General features: G+C 63.8%; 20 protein-coding genes. 15 read left to right on the forward strand and 5 right to left on the reverse strand.

Annotation, left to right across the window (positions count from 1 at the left end; genetic code table 11):
• Nucleotides 1–60: 60 nt before the first annotated feature.
• Nucleotides 61–1,353, reverse strand: a complete 1,293-nt coding sequence (locus ACWW36_RS29425; protein ID WP_456139421.1) for an amidohydrolase family protein — start codon at nucleotides 1,351–1,353, stop codon at nucleotides 61–63.
• A 250-nt stretch (nucleotides 1,354–1,603) separates the two neighbouring features.
• On the opposite strand from ACWW36_RS29425, the gene ACWW36_RS29430 reads away from it, so the two are divergent.
• From ACWW36_RS29430 to ACWW36_RS29460, 7 genes are read left to right on the forward strand one after another with little or no spacing between them, the layout of a single operon-like run.
• Nucleotides 1,604–2,134: a carboxymuconolactone decarboxylase family protein gene (locus ACWW36_RS29430; RefSeq protein WP_456142680.1), complete on the forward strand. Its 531-nt coding sequence runs from the start codon at nucleotides 1,604–1,606 to the stop codon at nucleotides 2,132–2,134.
• A gap of 2 nt (nucleotides 2,135–2,136) precedes the next feature.
• Entirely contained in the window at nucleotides 2,137–3,420 is a 1,284-nt protein-coding gene (locus ACWW36_RS29435) for an aromatic ring-hydroxylating oxygenase subunit alpha (protein WP_456139422.1), read from the forward strand.
• A complete protein-coding gene (locus ACWW36_RS29440; protein WP_456139423.1) occupies nucleotides 3,413–3,742 on the forward strand; it encodes a hypothetical protein in 330 nt (109 codons plus the stop codon). The genes ACWW36_RS29435 and ACWW36_RS29440 overlap by 8 nt, the downstream gene beginning before the upstream one ends.
• 2 nt (nucleotides 3,743–3,744) lie before the next feature.
• A complete protein-coding gene (locus ACWW36_RS29445) occupies nucleotides 3,745–4,971 on the forward strand; it encodes an amidohydrolase family protein (protein ID WP_456139424.1) in 1,227 nt (408 codons plus the stop codon).
• A complete protein-coding gene (locus ACWW36_RS29450) occupies nucleotides 4,949–5,386 on the forward strand; it encodes a nuclear transport factor 2 family protein (RefSeq protein WP_456139425.1) in 438 nt (145 codons plus the stop codon). Before ACWW36_RS29445 ends, ACWW36_RS29450 begins: the two co-directional genes overlap by 23 nt.
• Nucleotides 5,383–6,504 carry an acyl-CoA dehydrogenase family protein gene (locus ACWW36_RS29455; RefSeq protein WP_456139426.1) on the forward strand — a complete coding sequence of 374 codons (1,122 nt, stop codon included), beginning with the start codon at nucleotides 5,383–5,385 and terminating at the stop codon, nucleotides 6,502–6,504. Before ACWW36_RS29450 ends, ACWW36_RS29455 begins: the two co-directional genes overlap by 4 nt.
• A gap of 2 nt (nucleotides 6,505–6,506) precedes the next feature.
• Nucleotides 6,507–7,307 carry an acyl-CoA dehydrogenase family protein gene (locus ACWW36_RS29460; RefSeq protein ID WP_456139427.1) on the forward strand — a complete coding sequence of 267 codons (801 nt, stop codon included), beginning with the start codon at nucleotides 6,507–6,509 and terminating at the stop codon, nucleotides 7,305–7,307.
• A gap of 25 nt (nucleotides 7,308–7,332) precedes the next feature.
• Here ACWW36_RS29460 and ACWW36_RS29465 read toward each other — a convergent pair whose 3' ends face one another.
• Both ACWW36_RS29465 and ACWW36_RS29470 read right to left on the reverse strand, forming a co-directional pair.
• Nucleotides 7,333–8,115, reverse strand: coding sequence for an enoyl-CoA hydratase (locus tag ACWW36_RS29465; RefSeq protein WP_456139428.1), 783 nt, complete (start codon nucleotides 8,113–8,115; stop codon nucleotides 7,333–7,335).
• A 9-nt stretch (nucleotides 8,116–8,124) separates the two neighbouring features.
• A complete protein-coding gene (locus ACWW36_RS29470; protein ID WP_456139429.1) occupies nucleotides 8,125–9,312 on the reverse strand; it encodes an acyl-CoA dehydrogenase family protein in 1,188 nt (395 codons plus the stop codon).
• Between the two features lie 120 nt (nucleotides 9,313–9,432).
• Here ACWW36_RS29470 and ACWW36_RS29475 point away from each other — a divergent pair, with 120 nt between their 5' ends.
• The 6 genes from ACWW36_RS29475 to ACWW36_RS29500 all read left to right on the forward strand — a co-directional run bounded on the left by ACWW36_RS29475 (nucleotide 9,433) and on the right by ACWW36_RS29500 (nucleotide 15,854).
• Nucleotides 9,433–10,152, forward strand: a complete 720-nt coding sequence (locus ACWW36_RS29475) for a TetR/AcrR family transcriptional regulator (RefSeq protein WP_456139430.1) — start codon at nucleotides 9,433–9,435, stop codon at nucleotides 10,150–10,152.
• Between the two features lie 49 nt (nucleotides 10,153–10,201).
• Nucleotides 10,202–11,035, forward strand: coding sequence for an acyl-CoA thioesterase (locus tag ACWW36_RS29480; protein ID WP_456139431.1), 834 nt, complete (start codon nucleotides 10,202–10,204; stop codon nucleotides 11,033–11,035).
• An 8-nt stretch (nucleotides 11,036–11,043) separates the two neighbouring features.
• Nucleotides 11,044–12,120, forward strand: coding sequence for an NAD(P)H-dependent amine dehydrogenase family protein (locus tag ACWW36_RS29485; protein WP_456139432.1), 1,077 nt, complete (start codon nucleotides 11,044–11,046; stop codon nucleotides 12,118–12,120).
• Nucleotides 12,121–12,258: 138 nt separating this feature from the next.
• Nucleotides 12,259–13,461, forward strand: coding sequence for a cytochrome P450 (locus ACWW36_RS29490; RefSeq protein WP_456139433.1), 1,203 nt, complete (start codon nucleotides 12,259–12,261; stop codon nucleotides 13,459–13,461).
• Between the two features lie 33 nt (nucleotides 13,462–13,494).
• Nucleotides 13,495–14,331: a mycofactocin-coupled SDR family oxidoreductase gene (locus ACWW36_RS29495; RefSeq protein ID WP_456139434.1), complete on the forward strand. Its 837-nt coding sequence runs from the start codon at nucleotides 13,495–13,497 to the stop codon at nucleotides 14,329–14,331.
• 89 nt (nucleotides 14,332–14,420) lie between these two features.
• Nucleotides 14,421–15,854, forward strand: coding sequence for a WS/DGAT/MGAT family O-acyltransferase (locus ACWW36_RS29500; RefSeq protein WP_456139435.1), 1,434 nt, complete (start codon nucleotides 14,421–14,423; stop codon nucleotides 15,852–15,854).
• Here ACWW36_RS29500 and ACWW36_RS29505 read toward each other — a convergent pair.
• The gene (locus tag ACWW36_RS29505) at nucleotides 15,851–16,654 is read right to left on the reverse strand and encodes a lysophospholipid acyltransferase family protein (RefSeq protein ID WP_456139436.1); all 804 of its coding nucleotides are present in this window, start codon (nucleotides 16,652–16,654) and stop codon (nucleotides 15,851–15,853) included. The genes ACWW36_RS29500 and ACWW36_RS29505 overlap by 4 nt on opposite strands.
• Nucleotides 16,655–16,742: 88 nt before the next feature.
• Here ACWW36_RS29505 and ACWW36_RS29510 point away from each other — a divergent pair, with 88 nt between their 5' ends.
• Together ACWW36_RS29510 and ACWW36_RS29515 are read left to right on the forward strand one after the other, a co-directional pair.
• A complete protein-coding gene (locus ACWW36_RS29510; RefSeq protein WP_456139437.1) occupies nucleotides 16,743–17,816 on the forward strand; it encodes an NAD-dependent epimerase/dehydratase family protein in 1,074 nt (357 codons plus the stop codon).
• A 10-nt stretch (nucleotides 17,817–17,826) separates the two neighbouring features.
• A complete protein-coding gene (locus tag ACWW36_RS29515) occupies nucleotides 17,827–18,669 on the forward strand; it encodes an SDR family NAD(P)-dependent oxidoreductase (RefSeq protein ID WP_456139438.1) in 843 nt (280 codons plus the stop codon).
• Between the two features lies 1 nt (nucleotide 18,670).
• On the opposite strand, the gene ACWW36_RS29520 is transcribed toward ACWW36_RS29515, so the two are convergent.
• The gene (locus tag ACWW36_RS29520) at nucleotides 18,671–19,477 is read right to left on the reverse strand and encodes an SDR family NAD(P)-dependent oxidoreductase (RefSeq protein ID WP_456139439.1); all 807 of its coding nucleotides are present in this window, start codon (nucleotides 19,475–19,477) and stop codon (nucleotides 18,671–18,673) included.

A 19,477-nucleotide genomic window follows, 5' to 3' on the forward strand; every position in this document is an offset into this window, starting at 1 on the left:
GTGCGCCGGTGCGTAAACGGTTCTTTTCGCACCGGCGCCCTTGACTCTAGAAGCTACGACTCAGTCCTTATTGCCGGTCAACTCTTTCGCGTTCGCCGCGAAATCGGCGAAGCTGGCGCCGCCGTGCTCGTGCTTGCTGAGGGCTTGGATGGAGACGTCGTGGCCTTCGGCGGCTTTGCGCAGGGCGCCGACGGTGGCCTGTTCGCGGGTGATGTGGGTGAACGGGTCCCAGTGATACCAGCGCATCGCGTTTTCGAAGGTCATCTTGTTGACCTCGTCATCGGGCACGTCGTTGTCGGTCAGCACCTCGTGCAGCTGCTCGGGCGCGCCCGGCCACATCGAATCGGAGTGCGGGTAGTCGGCTTCCCAGCAGATGTTGTCGACCCCGATATCGCGACGCAGCTTCACGCCGACATGATCGGAGATGAAGCAGGTCAAAAAGTGCTCACGGAACACCTCTGAGGGCTTCTTATCGCCGAAGTCCTGACCGGTCCACGTCGAATGCATCTCATACGTGCGATCGGCACGCTCCAGGAAGTAGGGGATCCAGCCGGTGCCGCCCTCACTCAGGGCGATCTTGAGGTCGGGGTATTTCTTGATCGGCTTCGACCACAACAGATCGGCGGCGGCTTGCACGATGTTCATCGGCTGCAAGGTGATCATCACGTCCATCGGGGCATCCGGTGCGGTGATCGCCAAGCGGCCCGAGGAGCCGATGTGCACGTTCATCACGGTGTCGGTGTCCACCAGGGCTTCCCACAACGGCGTCCAGTACTCGTCGTGGAACGACGGATACCCCATGGCGGCGGGGTTCTCGGTGAACGTCAGGGCGTGCACGCCGCGTTCGGCGTTGCGCCGCACTTCCTTCCCGCATGCCTCGGCGTCCCAGATCACCGGCAGGCACATCGGGATGAACCGCGCCGGATACGCGCTGCACCACTCCTCGACGTGCCAGTCGTTGTAGGCCTGCAACAGCGCCAGCGAGAACTCAGGGTCCTCGGTGGCGAACAGCCGGCCCGCGAACCCCGGAAACGACGGGAAGCAGATCGAACCCAGGATGCCGCCGGCGTTCATGTCCTTGACCCGCTCATCGACCTGCCAGCAGCCCGGCCGGATCTCATCGAGACCCTGCGGCTCGAGGCCGTACTCCTCCTTGGGCCGGCCCGCCACCGCATTCAACGCCACATTCGGGATCACCACATCGCGGAACTGCCAGGTATCCGACCCGTCGGGATTGTGCACCAGCCGCGGCGCCTCATCCAGGTACTTCTTCGGCAGGTGGTTCTTGAACATATCCGGCGGCTCGACAACGTGATCATCAACGCTGATCAAAATCATGTCGTCCTTGTTCATGCCTGTTCCTTCCGTCGGCGCCCGAGCGCCTTGGACCAGTGATGTTCTCTAGTTGAGGAAACTATCTTCTCATAGTACGAGAATCAACGTCCGAAACCCACCCCATAGGCCCCTGGCAGCACCGTTGCCGCTCGACGGGCACCGCGCTGACCGGCGCATCTGGTCTCTGGCATTGACCAATTGTCGAAAAAGTGGAAACCTATTGGCGAAATATGAGAACCTGATTCTCGTGAGCGAGAGGAGACTGGCTGTGCGGGTGCCCCCGCTGCCGGCGGACCAGTGGGACGACGCCGTCGACCACGCGTTGTCCGGCTTGCTGCCCCCGGAGCGCCGGAACCCCGAAGCCGCGGGCAACTTGCTTGCGACGCTCGTCCGTCATCCCGCACTCACGCGAGCCTTTCTGAGGTTCAACAACCACCTGTTGTTCTCCTCCACCCTGCCGGCGCGGCTGCGTGAGCTGGCGGTGCTGCGAGTCGCGCACGTGCATGGCTCGGAATACGAATGGCGCCATCACGTCCGCATGGGCAAGGAGGTTGGACTCACCGACGACGTGATCGACGGCATCCAGCGCGGTGAAGTGACCGATCAGCTCGACCGCGCGGTACTGAATGCAGTCGATGAGCTTCAGGACAAATCGGTCATCTCCGACGTGACGTGGGCGGCGCTGTCGCAGCACCTGGACGAGCGTCAACGCATGGACCTCGTCTTCACGATCGGCTGCTATGGCGCACTTGCCATGGCAATCAACACCTTTGGCGTAGAACCCGACCAGGAGAGGTAGAAGTGGCACATTTTCCAAAACCGGCCGCCGGTAGTTGGACTGAGAACTGGCCAGAGCTCGGCACTGCGCCGGTCGACTACACCGACTCGATCGACCCCGAGCACTACAAGCTTGAGCAACAGGCGATCTTCAAGAAACTCTGGCTCAACGTCGGGCGCGTGGAACGACTCCCCCGCAAGGGCAGCTACTTCACCAGGGAGATGCCGTCGGTCGGGGAAGGCACCTCGGTGATCATCGTGAAAGACACCGACGGCGAGGTCCGCGCCTTCTACAACATGTGCCGCCACCGCGGAAACAAGTTGGTGTGGAACGACTTTCCGGGCGAAGAGGTCTCCGGGTCTTGCCGCCAGTTCACGTGCAAATACCACGCGTGGCGCTACAGCCTCAAAGGTGACCTGACATTCGTTCAGCAGGAAGACGAGTTCTTCGACCTTGACAAGGCGAAATTCGGCTTGGTGCCCGTACGTTGCGAGGTTTGGGAAGGCTTCATCTTCATCAACTTCGACAACGACGCGGAACCGCTCGTGGACTACCTCGGCGACTTCGCAAAAGGCCTCGAGGGTTACCCGTTCCACGAGATGACCGAGACCTACACCTATCGGGCCGAGGTCAACGCAAACTGGAAGCTGTTCATCGACGCGTTCACCGAGTTCTACCACGCGCCGGTGCTGCACCAGAAGCAGGCGACGAAGGAGGAAGCCGACAAGCTCGCCAAGGTCGGGTTCGAGGCGCTGCACTACGACCTCAAGGGCGATCACGCGATGATCTCGTCGTGGGGCGGGATGTCGCCGCCGAAGGACCTCAACATGGTCAAGCCGATCGAACGCGTGCTGCACAGCGGCCTTTTCGGACCGTGGGACCGGCCCGACATCAAGGGCATCCAACCCGACGAACTACCGCCGGCAATCAACCCCGCACGGCAGAAGACTTGGGGGACTGACTCGTTCGAGTTCTTCCCCAACTTCACGCTGCTGTTCTGGGCGCCGGGCTGGTACCTCACCTACCACTACTGGCCCACTGCGGTGGACAAGCACATCTTCGAGGCCACGCTGTACTTCGTGCCGCCGAAGAACACCCGCCAGCGGCTCTCCCAGGAACTGGCCGCAGTGACGTTCAAGGAATACGCACTGCAGGACGCCAACACCCTGGAGGCGACTCAGACGATGATCGGCACGAAGGTGGTCACCGACTTCCCACTGTGCGATCAGGAAATCCTGCTCCGGCACCTGCACAAGACGGCAGGCGACTACGTTGAGAAGTACAAGAAGGAGAACGTCAATGTCTAAGTTGCCTGCCGAGTTCTCCGACCTGGAGAAGTTCACCGACTGGTGCCTGCCCACAGAGCAGGAGCGCTACACCAAACGGCTGAACTCGACGATGGCCGAAATGCAGGAGTTCTACGACGCCGCGTTCAACCGCCTCGAGGACGCCATGGTCTACCTCGACGCCAGATTCCCGCTGCACGAGATGCCTGACGACGCAAAGGCTCTGATGCATCTGATGCAGTCGTTGGTCAACGTCTCGTTTCCCATCGAGGTGTGGAAACAACCGCGTGTGCTCGACAGCGGCGCCACGTATATCGAACTCATCAAGGAGCCGGTGGTCTGACCGTGCTGACGCTGCGAGCAGCGGGTCTAGTTGACGTCGACGCCGGCGAGATCGTCCGGCCGGGGATCGTTCGGGTCGACGGCGACCGGATCGTAGGGGTCGGCGGCGACGTCGAAGGCGACGTGATCGACCTCGGCGAGTCGATTCTGCTGCCCGGCCTGATGGACATGGAGGTCAACCTGCTGATGGGCGGGCGCGGGGAAAACCCCGGCCTGTCCCAGGTGCAGGACGATCCCGCGATCCGGGTGTTGCGCGCGGTCGGCAACGCCCGTCGCACGCTGCGCGCCGGGTTCACCACGGTGCGTAACCTCGGATTGTTCGTCAAGACAGGCGGTTATCTGCTCGACGTCGCATTGGGCAAGGCGATCGACGCCGGTTGGATTGAAGGGCCGCGGGTGATTCCGGCCGGTCATGCCATCACCCCGACCGGCGGGCACCTCGACCCGACGATGTTCGCCGCGTTCATGCCCGGTGTCCTGGAGCTGACGGTCGAGGAAGGTATCGCCAACGGCGTCGACGAGATCCGCAAGGCCGTGCGCTACCAGATCAAACACGGCGCACAGCTGATCAAGGTGTGTTGCTCCGGCGGCGTGATGTCGCTCACCGGAGAGGCTGGTGCACAACACTATTCGGACGAAGAGTTGCGGGCCATCGTCGACGAGGCGCATCGGCGCGGGCTGCGGGTCGCCGCGCACACCCACGGCGCCGAGGCGGTCAAGCACGCCGTGGAATGCGGTATCGACTGCATCGAACATGGTTTCCTGATGGACGACGAGGCCATCAAGATGCTGGTCGACAACGACCGGTTCCTGGTGACCACCAGGCGGCTGGCCGAGGCGATGGACGTATCCAGGGCTCCAAAGGAGTTGCAGGACAAGGCAGCTGAAATGTTCCCGAAGGCGCGGACGTCGATCAAGGCCGCCTACGAGGCAGGCGTGAAGATCGCAGTCGGCACCGATGCGCCGGCGATCCCACACGGGAAGAACGCCGACGAACTCGTGACGCTGGTCGACTGGGGCATGCCACCTGACGCAGTGCTGCGCGCAGCCACGATCGTCGCGGCTGACCTGATCAACAAACCCGATCTCGGCCGCATCGCGGAGGGCTACCTCGCCGACATCATCGCCGTCCCCGGCGATCCACTGGCCGATGTTACCGTTACACGATCGGTCAACTTTGTAATGAAGGGCGGTAAGGTTTACCGACATGACGCAGAGAACGCGAACTGACGATCTGGTCGAGATTCAGCAGCTGCTTGCGAAATACGCTGTGACCATCACGCAAGGCGACATCGACGGGCTGATCAGTGTGTTCACCCCGGACGGGACGTACAGCGCGTTCGGCTCGACCTACACCCTCTCCCGCTTCCCCGAACTCGTCGACGCAGCGCCCAAAGGGTTGTTCATGACCGGCACGTCGCTGGTCAACCTCGATCCCGACAATCCCGACACCGCGACCGGCACACAGCCACTGTGCTTCATCGAGCATTCGAAGCACGACATGCGCATCGGTTACTACAACGACACGTACGTGCGCACCGACGACGGCTGGCGATTGAAAACCCGTGCGATGACGTTCATCCGGCGCAGCGGCGAGCACGACTCCGGACGCCCGCATGCGATCGGAAGGCCCGAGGCGGGATGACTGAACTGTTCGAGCCCGCCGCGTTCCGCAGGGCGCTACAGGGCTGGCTCGACGACAACGATCTGACTCCGCCCGACGATCATTCGCTAGAGGGACACATCCGCCAGTTCGCCCGCGTGCAGCGGGCGCTCTACGACGCAGGTTGGAGTCGCTACGGCTGGCCAGAGCAGGCTGGTGGGCTCGGCGGCCCGGAGATTCTGCGGGCCATCGTCGGCGAGGAGGTGGTCGGCCGCCGGCTGGCGGAGCCGGGGCCGTACTCGATGCTCGAAGTGTTGGCACCAACGATGATCGACTACGCGCCGCCTGAGCTCGCCGCGCAGATGGTGCCGAAGCTGCTGAGCGGCGAAGAGCAGTGGTGCCAGGGCTTTTCCGAGCCAGGCTCAGGAAGCGACCTGGCTTCGCTCACCACGCGCGCCGTGCAGCGCGGCGATCAGTGGATCGTCAACGGCCAGAAGGTGTGGACGAGCTTCGCGCAATACTCGCACCGGTGCATCCTGCTCACCCGCACAGGCGACGCGGATACCCCCAATTACGAGGCGATCACTGCGTTCTTCATCGACATGGACACCCCGGGCATCACCGTGCGCCCGTTGCGCACCATGCACGACGTCGACGAGTTCTGCGAGGTGTACTTCGACGACGTGGTGGTCGACGCGAACCGGATGCTCGGAAAGCCCGGCGACGGTTGGCGATTGGCGATGGATCTGCTGCCCTATGAACGCTCGACCTGCTTCTGGCAGCGCATCGCGTACCTGTACTCGCGGTTCGACGCGCTGATCGACGAGGTAAAGGGGCTTGGCCAGGCCGTGGACGCGGATATGGGTGACGCGTATCTGGCCCTGCACACGCTGCGCTGTCGGTCCCGGGTCACGCAGCACAAGCTGGCCGATGGCCACAAGCTGGGTCCGGACACCTCGATCGACAAAGTACTGCTTGCCAATGCTGAACAACGGCTCTTTGACACCGCACGCGATCTGCTGCCGGGCGCCATCGAACTCGACGACACCGAATGGCGCACCGAGTTCCTGTATTCGCGGGCGGCCACGATCTACGGCGGCACCGCCGAAGTGCAGCGCAACATCATTGCCCGCCGGCTACTCGATCTCGGGAAGGAGTGAAGATGGCCCCCGACATGGATTCAGCATCGATCGAACTGCTCGAAGCCGGACTGCGTAAGACCATGCTGTCGACCTCCGGTGCCGAGCTCGACGCAGCGCTGGCCGATCTGGGCTGGGCCGACATGCTGTCCGACATGCCCGATCTGGCGATACCGCTGGTGTTCCGGCTACTCGGCGAAACAGGTTCGCACGCCTCGGTTCTCAACGACGTGGTGCTCGAAACCATCGGCGGTTTGCCCGGCGGGACCCCGCCCATGCCGTACGCCGGCGGCGGTTGGGTGGTATGGGAACGCGCAGCGAGCACGGACCCGATTCTCGGGGGGCTGCCACTGCGCCGAGTGCCCGACGGCGAGACGATGCGGCTGGGCGAGGCCCGACGCGCACTGGGCTGGTGGCTGGTCGGCAGCTCGCGCGCGATGCTGGCCCTGGCCCGTCAGCATGCGCTGGACCGCGTCCAGTTCGGCCGACCGATCGCGGCCTTCCAGGCAGTACGACACCGGCTAGCGGAGACGCTGGTGGCCATCGAAGGAGCCGAGGCGACGCTGAACCTCCCAGGAACCGACAACCCCGATCTGACTGCACTGCTGGCCAAGGCCGCCGCGGGTAAGGCCGCGCTGACCGCTGCCAGACATTGCCAGCAGGTGCTCGGCGGCATCGGCTTCACCGCCGAGCACGATCTGCACCATCACGTGAAGCGGGTCTTGGTGCTCGACGGATTGCTCGGCAGCTCAAAAGAACTCACCCGCAGGGCCGGAGCAGGTCTGCGGGCCCGTGGCTCAGCGCCAAGGCTCGCCAACCTCTAACTTTTCCGCGCGAAACAAGTGGTGGCTACTTGATGTTGGCCTTCATCTCATCGAGGTTCACCAGTACCGGCCAACCGCCGACACTGAGCGCGTTGCCGTGACCGGTCTGGTGAATGTCGAACACTGATTGGATGGCCGCGTAGAAACCCTGCACATCCAGCGTCTGATTCACGGCTCGCTTGGCCTGACGCAGCGCGAACGGCGGCATCTTGGCGATCTGCTCGGCCAGCGCCCTGGTTTCCGAGTCGAGCTGATCCCGCGGGACGACTCGGTTGACCATCCCGGTGTTCAGCACTTCTTCCGCAGTCATCGCTCGACCGGTGAACAGAATCTCCTTGGCCTTGCGGGGGCCCAATTCCCAGGTGTGGCCGTGATATTCGACGCCGCCGATGCCCATCAGAACGACCGGGTCGGAGAACTGCGCATCGTCGGCGGCGACGATCAGATCGCAGGGCCAGCACAGCAGCAGGCCACCGGAGATGCACCGCCCCTGTACCGCGGCGATCGACGGCTTCGGGACGTTGCGCCACCGCAGGGTGTACTCGAGGTAGCGCTTGGCCTCGTGCTGAATGATGAATTCGAGCGTGATCTTGTCAGGGACCGGACCGCCACCGCGCAGGTCATGGCCGGCCGAGAAGTGTTTACCGTTGGCGCGCAACAGGATCACCGAAACGTCGTTGTCCTCGGCTGCGCGTGTCCACGCGGCGTCGAGTTCATCGAGCAGTTCGGGGTTCTGAGCGTTGGCGGCCTCGGGCCGATTCAGTGTGATGGTCGCAATGCGGTCGGCGACGTCATAGTCGATGTACACAGTTGTTCCTCAATTTCGGGGCAAGCCCAGCACCCGCTGGGCGATGATGTTGCGTTGGATTTCAGAAGTCCCGCCGGCGATGGTGCCGCCGAACGAACGCATGTATCGCTCGAACCAGCCCGATCTATACAGGTCGAGGTGATGCGCGCTGTAGGGGCCGGACATGCTCGGATGGGCGAGACCGTCGACTCCTGCTGCGCTCAGCGCATATTCGGATGCCATTTGCGAGGCCTCCGAGCCGAACAGTTTGAGCACCGACATGGCCGACACGTCCTCGTCGCCGCGCGCGGCGCGCGCCAACGCCTCCGAGCCGAGCAGTCGCAGCGCCTGGTTGTCCATGACCAAGGTGGCATACCGGTCGCGGTCTAGTGCGGTGCGCGGACGAAAGTCCTCGACGAGTTCTTGCAAGCGGTCGGCGTAGCTGAGCCACAGCATGTTTCGTTCGTGGCCGAGCGAGCCGTTGGCCACGCGCCAGCCTTCGTTGAGCGGACCGACGAGGTTCTCGGCCGGCACCCGCACGTCGTTGAAGAAGACTTCGTTGAAGTCGAGGTCGTCTTGATCGCACGCGGATGCAAACGGTCGTCGCACCAGACCTTCAAGGTCGGTGGGAATCATCAGCGCGCTGATTCCCTTGTGCTTCGGCGCATTTGGATCGGTGCGAACAAAAGCCAGCAATACGTCGGCGTCGTGAGCTCCAGACGTCCACACCTTCTGGCCGTTGACGACGAAGTGGTCACCGTCCGCGCTTGAGACGAACTCAGCCCGCGTGCGCAACGACGCCAGGTCGGAGCCGGCCCCCGGCTCGCTCATTCCCAGCGAGGCTGTCATCTCGGCCCGCAGGATCGGCACCGCCCATCGATGCTGTTGCTCCGGTGTTCCGTAAGAGATCAGCGACGCGGAGATGATGCCGACGCCCTGCGGGTTGAACGTCAGGTAGACGCGTCGACGTGCGAGTTCTTGTTGATGCACATACTGCTGCAGCAGCGTGGCGTTGCGGCCGCCGAAGTCGGGCGGATACCCCGGGAGCAGCCAGCCGTTGTCGAACATCAGGCGCTGCCAGCGTCGCGCCCATTGCGGTACGTGGCTGCTCGAGCGTGAGCGCTCCAACGCCTCGAACTCGGGAGGCAGATATTCGTCCAGGAAGGCCACGAACTCCGCGCGGAACTCCTCGACGTCAGCATCGAAGGTCAGCTGCACGGTGCTCCTACGTGAACAAATTTCCTAGAACTGTTGTTATCAACAAAATGAGAATACTATTCTCATGATGAGAAAGTTACAATCTCTGACACGGCAGCCGCGAGGGGGTCGAGGACCGCAATGGCAAGGCGTTCTCCGGTACAGTCAGTTCATGTTTTTCCCAATCGACCTGCATCTGAGCAGCCGGTGACCAGTCCCAGCGAAGAACCCGCCTGGAAGCAGCGCGCGGTCGAGCGATCGATCAAGACGGCGAAGCTTCGGGCGGCACAACGGGTTCAGCGATTCCTGGACGCAGCTCAGGCGATCATCATCGAAAAGGGCAGCACCGACTTCACGGTTCAAGAGGTCGTCGACCGTTCGCGCCAGTCCCTGCGAAGCTTCTACCTGCAGTTCGACGGTAAGCACGAGCTGTTGCTCGCGCTGTTCGAAGACGCGCTGAGCCGTTCTGCCGACCAGATCCGCGCCGCGACGTCAGGCCAGGAGGATCCGCTAGAGCGTCTAAAGGTGGCCATTCAGCTGCTGTTCGAGTCCTCACGACCCGATCCGACCGCCAAGCGGCCGCTCTTCACCGACTTCGCACCAAGGCTGCTCGTCTCGCATCCGTCCGAAGTCAAGGTGGCCCACGCACCGCTCCTCGCGCTGCTCACAGACCTGATGGAAGAGGCCAGCGCCGCAGGCGAACTTCGCGAGGGCATCAACCCGAAGCGGATGGCGGCGATGACGATGCAGACCGTGATGTTCGTCGCCCAGTCGAGCGGTGAAGCCGACGACGGAACGGTGCATCCCATCACCGCGGACGAAGTGTGGGATTTCTGCTCCCACGGATTTGCCGCCAGCTAGCACGAGAATTACGTTCTCATCACTGTAGAACGTGCCTTACACTCAGTGAGTGACCGATCTCTGGTCCGACCTACTGGAGTGTCTTGAGCTCAGCCCGGTGCCGTCGGAGGGCACTGGTGGCGAGCGCACCGGCCGCGACAGCGCCGAGTTCGAAGGTCGCAATCAGCGACTCGAATACCACCGCGTGTTCGGCGGCCAACTGCTCGCCCAATTCGTTCGCATCGCATCGGCAACTTGTCCGGACAAGGCCGTCAAGTCGCAGCACGCCGTGTTTGCGCGCGAAGGACGGGCCGACGAAGCCATCCATTACGAGGCGGTCTGCCACCACGAGGGCCGATCCTTCGCGACCGTGACGATCACCGCGAGGCAGAGCCGCGGCGTCGTGGCCACCTCGTCGATATGTATGCACACGCTCGAAGGCGGGCCCGAGCGTCAAACCGTCGCGGAAGTGCCAATAGTTCTCGGCCCCGAACACGAGATCGCGCTCGACCTCATCCCATGGGAGACGCGTGCGGCCGTCGACCTCAATGCCACCACGACCGGTCCACCACAGTTCGAGTTCTGGATGCGCACGCCGGCCGTCGCTGCGGAGCTCGCGCCGGCGCTGGCCGCCTACGCGACGGATCTGACTCTGATCGGCACCGCCCTGCGGCCTATGGACGGCGTCGGCCAGCGTGGCAACGGCACGGCGTTCACCTCCGCGGTGACGTCGCACACGATCTGGTTTCACCGGCCGTTCCGCACCGACGCCTGGCTCCTGCTGCGCCAGCACAGTCCGCTACTGGCGCACGGCCGCAGTTTCGGCCGCGGCGACGTCCTGACCGAAACCGGCACGCTGGTCGCTTCGTACGCCCAGGAAGCCCTCCTTCGCTTCCCGAACTGAGGTTATCGATGCAAGCAAATCCCTTGCTGCCCAGCGTCACTGACACCCGTGGCACACGGACTTACCGCGTCGTGCAGTGGGCCACCGGGACGATCGGAGCCCGAGCGCTACGCGCGATCATCGAACACCCAGAGATGAGTTTGGCCGGCGTGTACGTCCATGGGCACGACAAGGCGGGACGCGACGCCGGCGAGCTCTGCGGTATGGGCACCACCGGCGTGACCGCCTCGTGCAGCATTGACGACATCGTCGCACTCGCCCCGGACTGTGTGCTCTACATGCCGAGCGCCATGGACCTCGACGAACTGTGCCGCCTACTCACATCGGGCATAAACGTCGTGACGACCTGCGGGGCGTTTCATCATCCGGCGTCGATGGATCCGGAGGTTCGCTCGAAGGTGCAGACGGCCTGCGAGCTCGGCGCCGCGTCGGTGCACACCACCGGCAGCAGCCCAGGCTTCATCACAGAGGCGATTCCGTTGGCGCTGACGTCGATCCAGCGGCGGCTCGACGCCCTGACCATCGACGAGTATGCCGATCTGTCGCAACGGAATTCGCCTGAGCTCCTCTTCAATTTGATGGGCTTTGGCAGGCCCGCAGGTCCGTTCGAGCAGTTCCGGGCCGACTACCTGTGTTCGAGTTTCGGCCCGTCACTTCGGTTGGTCGCCGATGCGATCGGTCTGCCGCTCGATTCCGTCGAAGCCAGTGGAGCGCTGGCGATGACCCGCCGCGAGACGGTGATCGCCGCCGGCACGCTGCCACCCAATAGTGTTGGCGCCCAACGGATCACCATCTCCGGTATCCGGGCCGGCCAGCCGTTGCTCCAGTTTCGCGCCACGTGGTACTGCACTGCCGAGCTGGATCCTGCCTGGGAGGTGCGCGACACCGGATGGCACGTCTCGGTCGCCGGCGACGCACCGCTGGAGGTCAGCCTTCGAATGCCGATACCGCTCGATCGCATGGCCGAAGTGTCACCGGCATATACCGCCAACCGTGCCGTCAACGCCGTCCCGTACGTCTGTGCGGCCACCCCCGGCATTCACTCGACGCTCGGCCTTCCACAGGTGGTGACGACACTTGGATGAGAAGCAGATTCTCGTAAGCAGAGAGCTTAGATATTCGCAAATGAGTCGCGTATTGACACTCGCCTACGGCCGATGCCAGAGTTGTGAGACAAATGCGGCCCATTTGTCTTACGAGTGTCTGATCCAGGAGGCCATAGCGTGACGGTCAGTGCGCAGAGCGATGTCCACTTCGACCCATACGACATCGAACTCAACGCCGATCCCTACCCGATGTTTCGCCGGCTCCGCGAGGAACAGCCGCTGTACTACAACGCGCAACACGACTTCTACGCGATCAGCCGCTTCGCCGACGTGAACAAGGCACTGGTCGATCACGAGACTTTCAGCTCGGCGCGCGGCGCGATCCTCGAGCTGATTCGGTCGGGTATGGAAATGCCGTCGGGCATGTTGATCTTCGAAGATCCACCGGTGCACGACATCCACCGCAAGCTGCTGGCACGGATGTTCACGCCCCGCAAGATCAACGAGCTCGAAGAGAAGATCCGCGAATACTGTGCCCGCAGCCTCGACCCGATCGTCGGCAGCGGACGGTTCGACTTCGTGAAAGATATTGGGGCGCAGATGCCGATGCGGGTCATCGGCATGCTGCTCGGCATCCCCGAGGACGACCAAGAAGCCATCCGCGACCACTCGAATGCCACCATGCGCACGGAGGCGGGCAAGCCGATGTCCGTCGCCTCCGATGGCTTCGACTCGGGCGAGATTTTCGGGCAGTACATCGACTGGCGCAAAGACCATCCGTCCGACGACATCATGACCGAGTTGCTCAACGTCGAGTTCACCGACGAGACCGGCGCTCTGCGCCAGCTGACACGCGACGAGTTGCTGCTCTACGTCAACGTGGTGGCCGGCGCCGGAAACGAGACGACGACGCGGTTGATCGGCTGGGCCGGAAAGGTACTGGCGGAACACCCCGACCAGCGGCGTCAGATCGCTGAGAACCCGTCTCTGATCCCCCAGGCCATCGAGGAGCTCCTGCGCTTCGAGCCCCCGGCCCCGCACGTCGCTCGCTATGTGACCCAGGACGTGGAGTACTACGGCCAGACGGTGCCCGAAGGCAGCGTGATGATCATGCTCATCGGTGCCGCGAATCGCGACCATCGTCAATTCCCGCCTGACGGAGATGTTTTCGACATCCACCGCGAGGTGCGCCAGCATTTGACCTTCTCCGTCGGCACCCATTACTGCCTCGGCTCGGCCCTGGCTCGCCTCGAGGGCCGCATCGCCCTGGAGGAGATCCTCAAACGGTTCCCCGAGTGGGACATCGACTACGACAACGCGTCCCTGTCTCCGACGTCCACCGTCAGGGGTTGGGACGCAATGCCCGCTTTTCTCCCGTGAGTTCGCTTGCACTAGTTAGGAATTGAGGTAGTAATGACTGGACGTGTCGAAGGCAAGGTCGCATTCATCACCGGCGCGGCGCGCGGACAGGGCCGTGCGCATGCCGTGCGGCTGGCCCAGGAGGGCGCCGACATCATCGCCGTCGACATCTGCAAACAGATCGACACGGTTCGACTTCCGCTGTCCACACCGGAAGACCTGGCCGAAACGGCCGACCTGGTCAAGGGACACAACCGCCGGATCTACACCGCCGAGGTCGACGTGCGCGACTACGACGCACTCAAGGCTGCGGTGGACGCCGGCGTCGAACAGATGGGGCGGCTGGACATCATCGTCGCCAACGCCGGCATCGGCAACGGCGGTGCGACGCTGGACCAGACCAGCGAACCGGACTGGACCGACATGATCGACGTCAACCTCGGCGGCGTGTGGAAAACCGTGAAGGCTGGTGTCCCCCACATCCTTGCGGGCGGCCGCGGCGGCTCGATCATCCTGACCAGTTCGGTCGGCGGCCTGAAGGCCTACCCGCACACGGGGCATTACGTGGCCGCCAAACACGGTGTGGTCGGCCTGATGCGGACATTCGCGGTCGAACTGGGCGCGCAGAACATCCGCGTCAACTCGGTGCACCCGACCAACGTGAACACCCCGCTATTCATGAACGAGGGCACGATGAAGCTGTTCCGCCCCGACCTGGAGAACCCGGGCCCGGAGGATATGAAGGTCGTCGGTCAGCTGATGCACACGCTGCCGATCGGGTGGGTCGAGCCGGAGGACATCGCGAACGCCGTGCTGTTCCTCGCCTCGGATGAGGCCCGCTACATCACGGGTGTCACTCTTCCCGTCGACGGCGGCAGCTGCCTGAAGTAGCGCCTGCGCAGCTGTCTCGGCCGTCGACGCTGAAAGCGCCCGATCGTCCCGCCCCCAGTGGTTCGATAGAGCCGTCGAAGGGGTGGGACGTGAAGCGACTCAATGGCATGGACGCCATGCTTCTCTACAGCGAGACGCCCAATCTGCACACACATACGTTGAAGGTGGCGGTTATCGACACCGCCGACTTCGACGGTGAGTTCGGTTTCGAGGTGTTTCGCCGGACCGTCGCGCGCCGGTTGCACCTGCTCGACCCGCTTCGCTACCAGCTCGTCGACATTCCGCTGAGACTTCACCATCCCATGTGGCTGGAGAAGTGTCCGGTCGACCTCGACTACCACCTCCGCCGTTTACGGGTGCCCAACCCCGGCGGGCGGCGCGAGCTCGACGAGGTGATCGGCCACATCGCCAGCACGCCGCTGGACCGCAGCCGGCCGCTGTGGGAGTTCCACTTCGCCGAAGGCATGGCCGACGGCCGCTTCGCCCTGATCGGCAAGGTGCACCACACACTCGCCGACGGGGTCGCGTCAGCGAATCTCCTTGCGCGGCTGATGGATCTGGCGGGCTCGGCGCAAGACGAAAGTCACGACTACGTCGTCTGCGAGCAGCCGTCGAAGACCGAACTGCTGTGGGAGGCCCAACGCGACCACTTCCGACAGATGGCGGCCATCCCTCAACTGGTGAGTGACGCCGTCCGTGGCGTCTCTCGAGTGCGACGGCACTCCAAGCAGCGCAGCGACCATCCCGATATTGCGAAGATCTTCGACGCGCCACCGACCTTTCTGAATCACGTGGTGTCACCTGTCCGCACGTTCGCCACCGCCACGGTTTCCTTGGCTGAGATCAAAGAAACCGCAAAACATCTCGGCGTCACGTTCAACGACGTCGTGCTGGCGATGGCGGCTGGCGGGCTACGCGAACTGTTGCTGCGCTACGACGGCAGGGCGGACCGGCCGATCGTTGCGACCGTCCCCGTCAGCACCGACAAATCAGCTGAGCGGATCACCGGTAACGAGATCGGCGGCATCATCGTCTCTCTACCCGTGCATATCGACGATCCGCTGAAACGCGTGAACCTGACGTCGCTGGCCACCACACGCGCCAAGGAAGACAACGACCTGCTCGGCCCCGAATTGCAGGGCCGGATGATGGACTACCTTCCACCGCCGCTGGCGCCCGCAATGTTCCGCGCACAATCAAAGCGCGCAAGTCACAACAGATTGATGAACGTCGCCGTGTCCAACGTGCCCGGTCCCCGCCGGCGCGGTCACATCGGCGGCGCACCCGTAAGCGAGATCTACTCTGTCGGAGTGCTTTCCGCCGGAAGCGCCTTCAACATGACGGTCTGGAGTTACGTCGATCAGCTCGACATTGCCGTGCTCTCCGATGACGCCACGTTCAAGGACACCCATGAGGCGACGGACGCGATGATCCACGCGTTCAGCGAGATCCGGCGTGCCTGCGGCTTGGCCGAACCCATAACCGTCGACACAGCAATGGCCCCCGCATCGGCAGCTTCCTAGCCCAGCACGGGGAATCGACGTTCGCGCGCCAGCTCGTCGAGCGCTTTTTGCATCACCGCTCGAACGTGGAGGTCGACCTCGTCTACGTCGGGATCCTCGCCGAACTCCGCGGCGATGTCGATGGGCTCCAGCACGCGAGTGACGATCTTGGCGGGCAGCGGTAGATTCGGCGGCAACACCGCTGACAGCCCGAAGGGGAAGCCGAAACTGATCGGCAGGATCTCCACCCGGGCACGCTTAAGACCCAGACGTCTCGCGATCGAATCGCCACGGGCGAGGAACAATTGGGTCTCCTGCCCGCCGATCGAGACCACCGGCACTATCGGCACACCGGTCTCGATCGCCGTCCTGACGTAGCCGGTCCGACCGCCGAAGTCGATCACGTTCTCCGTCAAAGTCGGACGGTACGAGTCGTAGTCCCCGCCGGGGAACACCAGGACAACCGCGCCGTCACGCAACGCCTGGGCGGCGTTCTCGCGGCTGGCCTCGATGACCCCTGCACGACGCAGCCAGTCACCGACGTTGGCGATGAACACGCCGTAGTGCGCAAGCGTGTAAACCGGACGGTCGTAGCCGAATTTCTCGTAGAACGCCGGCGCGAAAATAAGCACGTCCGGTGTGAACATCCCGCCGGAGTGGTTCGACACCACCAACGCGCCGCCGGCCTCGGGCATCGATTCCAGTCCACGCACCTCCGCGCGGAAGTACCGCTTGATGACCGGGCCAACCCAGTTAGTGATCTGCCGAGTAAACCCAGGATCCCACTTAGCGACCTCTGGCTTGTCCGCCCCGTTACTCATGCCGTGTATGTTCCCTGCTTCGATCCCCCGAATCAGAGTATGGTACTTTCGGAAAAAGAGAATGTCATATCCGCAGGTAGGAGGCTATGTGGCGGACACTGTGCTCGTCACGGGCGGGTTCGGTCTGGTCGGCTCGGCGACCGTGCGACAGCTGGCGGCCGACGGGCGCAGCGTGGTCGCCACGGACCTCGACACCCCAGCCAATCGCACGGCGCTAGCCAAGCTGCCGCGAGGAGTAGAGACCCGTTGGGCCGACCTGACCGACGCCGATCAGGTGCAGCGCCTCATCTCGGACGTCGCACCCGCTGCGATCATCCACCTCGCCGCGATCATTCCTCCGCTGATCTATCGCAACCCCAACCTCGCCTGGCGGGTGAACGTCGACGCAACCGAGACGCTGGTACGCATCGCCGAAGCTCAGCCCACTCCTCCGCGGTGGGTGCAGGCGTCGAGCAATGCGGTCTTCGGCGCACGCAATCCGCACCGGCACACCGAGATACTCACGGTCGATGACCCGATGCGGCCATGCGACCTGTACAGCGCGACCAAGGCCGAGGCCGAGCTGCTCGTGCGGTCCTCGAGCCTGGACTGGGTCGTGCTGCGGTTCGGCGGTGTGCTCGGCACTGATATTTCGGCGTTCCCGCTCACGCTTGACGCCATGTATTTCGAAAGCGTTCTTCCCACCGACGGTCGGTTGCACACCGTGGATGTCCGCGATGTCGCTTCAGCTTGCGCGGCGGCAACGACGGCCGATGCCGTCGGTGAAATCCTGTTGATCGCGGGCGACGAGTCGCATCACTTACGTCAAGGCGACGTCGGGCCGGCGATGTCGGCCGCGCTGGGCATCCCTGGCGCACTGCCGCAAGGCAGGCCCGGCAATCCCGACAGTGACACCGACTGGTTCGTCACCGACTGGATGGACACCACGCGGGCGCAGGAAGCGCTGAAGTTCCAGCACTATTCGTGGCCGGACATGCTCGCGGAGTTGCGGGCGCAGGCCGGATGGAAGCGATACCCGGGACGGCTCGTCGCGCCACTCATCCGTGCGGTCATGAAGCGACGGGGCGCCTATTGGAAGAAGCCGGGCCGATACGCCGACCCGTGGGGCGCGATTCGGGCCAAGCTGGGAGACCCCACCCCAGAGAGGCCCGTAACCACATAGTGTTCGCGCCGTGGAGAGTTTCGAAGGGCGCGCAACAGTCATCACCGGCGGTGCGAACGGCATCGGCTTAGCCACCGCGAGGGAGTTCGCGCGCCGCGGCGCCCGGGTGATGCTCGGTGACATCGACCGTTCCGCGCTGGACGACGCCGTCGCGACTCTGCGAGCGGATGGCATCGACGCGCACGGCGTCGTCTGTGACGTGCGCAAGCTGGACGATGTCGCCCGCCTGGCCGATGAGGCGTTTCGTGTGTTCGGTGACGTACACGTGGTTTTCAACAACGCGGGCATCGCCTATGCCGGCCCGATCGTAGAGACCAGCCACGACGATTGGCGGTTTGTCATCGACGTCGATCTGTGGGGGCCGATCCACGGCGTCGAAGCCTTTCTCCCCCGCCTGATCGCCCAGGGCGCCGACAGCCACATGGTGTTCACGTCGTCGTTCGCAGGGCTGATTCCGAATGTCGGGCTTGGGCCGTATTGCGTTGCGAAGTATGGCGTCGTCGCGCTGGCTGAGACTCTGTCGCGGGAGGCGAGGGCCAGCGGGATCGGAGTCTCAGTGCTGTGCCCGATGATCGTCGAAACCAACCTGTTGGCGAACACTGAACGCGTCAGAAGCGCCGACTACGGCGCGGCCACACCGTCTGCAGCGGAGACCGTTGAACAGCTGGCATCCGACCCCACCGACGACTCGGTCCTCAACGTCGAGGACGTGGCGCGCCTGACGGCGGATGCAATCCTGGCCAACCGTCTTTACGTGCTACCGCACCGCGCGGCACGGGATTCGATCCGCCGACGGTTCGAGCGCATCGATCGCACGTTCGACGACCAGGTCGCCGAGGGCTGGACGCACTGAACTAGCCGGGCCCCAGTTGATAGTCGCCGGTCTGCGGGTTGTGGTACCAGCCACTGGCGGCCTGCGTGCCGCCGTCGACGTGGATCGTCTGGCCGGTGATATAGCTCGACATGTCCGAGGCGAGAAAAACTGCGGCGCCTGCCATTTCGTCGACATGCCCCGGCCGGCCCATCGGAATCATGTGGCCGGCGTTGGGTGACAGACCACCGGGTGAGATGCGAAGCAGTCCTTCGGTCACGGTCAGGTCGGGGGCGAGCGCGTTGACTCGAATGTTGTGCGGGGCCAACTCGAGAGCCGCTGTCTTGGTGTAGTTGACGACGCCGGCCTTGGCCGCCGCGTATGCGGCATAACCAGGCGCAGCCCGCACGCCTTCGATCGAGGTCACGTTGATGACGCTGCCAGGCTGGCCGGCTTCCACCAGGCGGCGGGCAATGCGCTGCGTGCACAGCAGTACATGTCGGAGGTTGCTCTTGTAGAGCGCGTCCCAGCCGTTCTCGCTGGTCTCCAGCAGCGGCGAGCGGAACACTCCGCCGGCATTGTTGACAAGGATGGACGGCGTGCCCAGCTCGGTTACGGTGCGCTCGAGCGCGGTTTCCACCTTCTGGCTGTCGCGGACATCGGTGACGATGCCAAGGGCGCCAATGGCTTCCGCGGCCGATGTGCAGGTTTCGGTGTTCTGTTCCCAAACGGCGACCTTGGCGCCGAACGCGGCCAGTCCTTCGGCGATGCCGCGACCGATGCCTTCTCCCCCGCCGGTCACGACGGCCACACGGCCTGTGAGCAGGATGCTGGAAGGATCAATGGCCAT

Source organism: Mycobacterium sp. MMS18-G62, assembly GCF_053877835.1.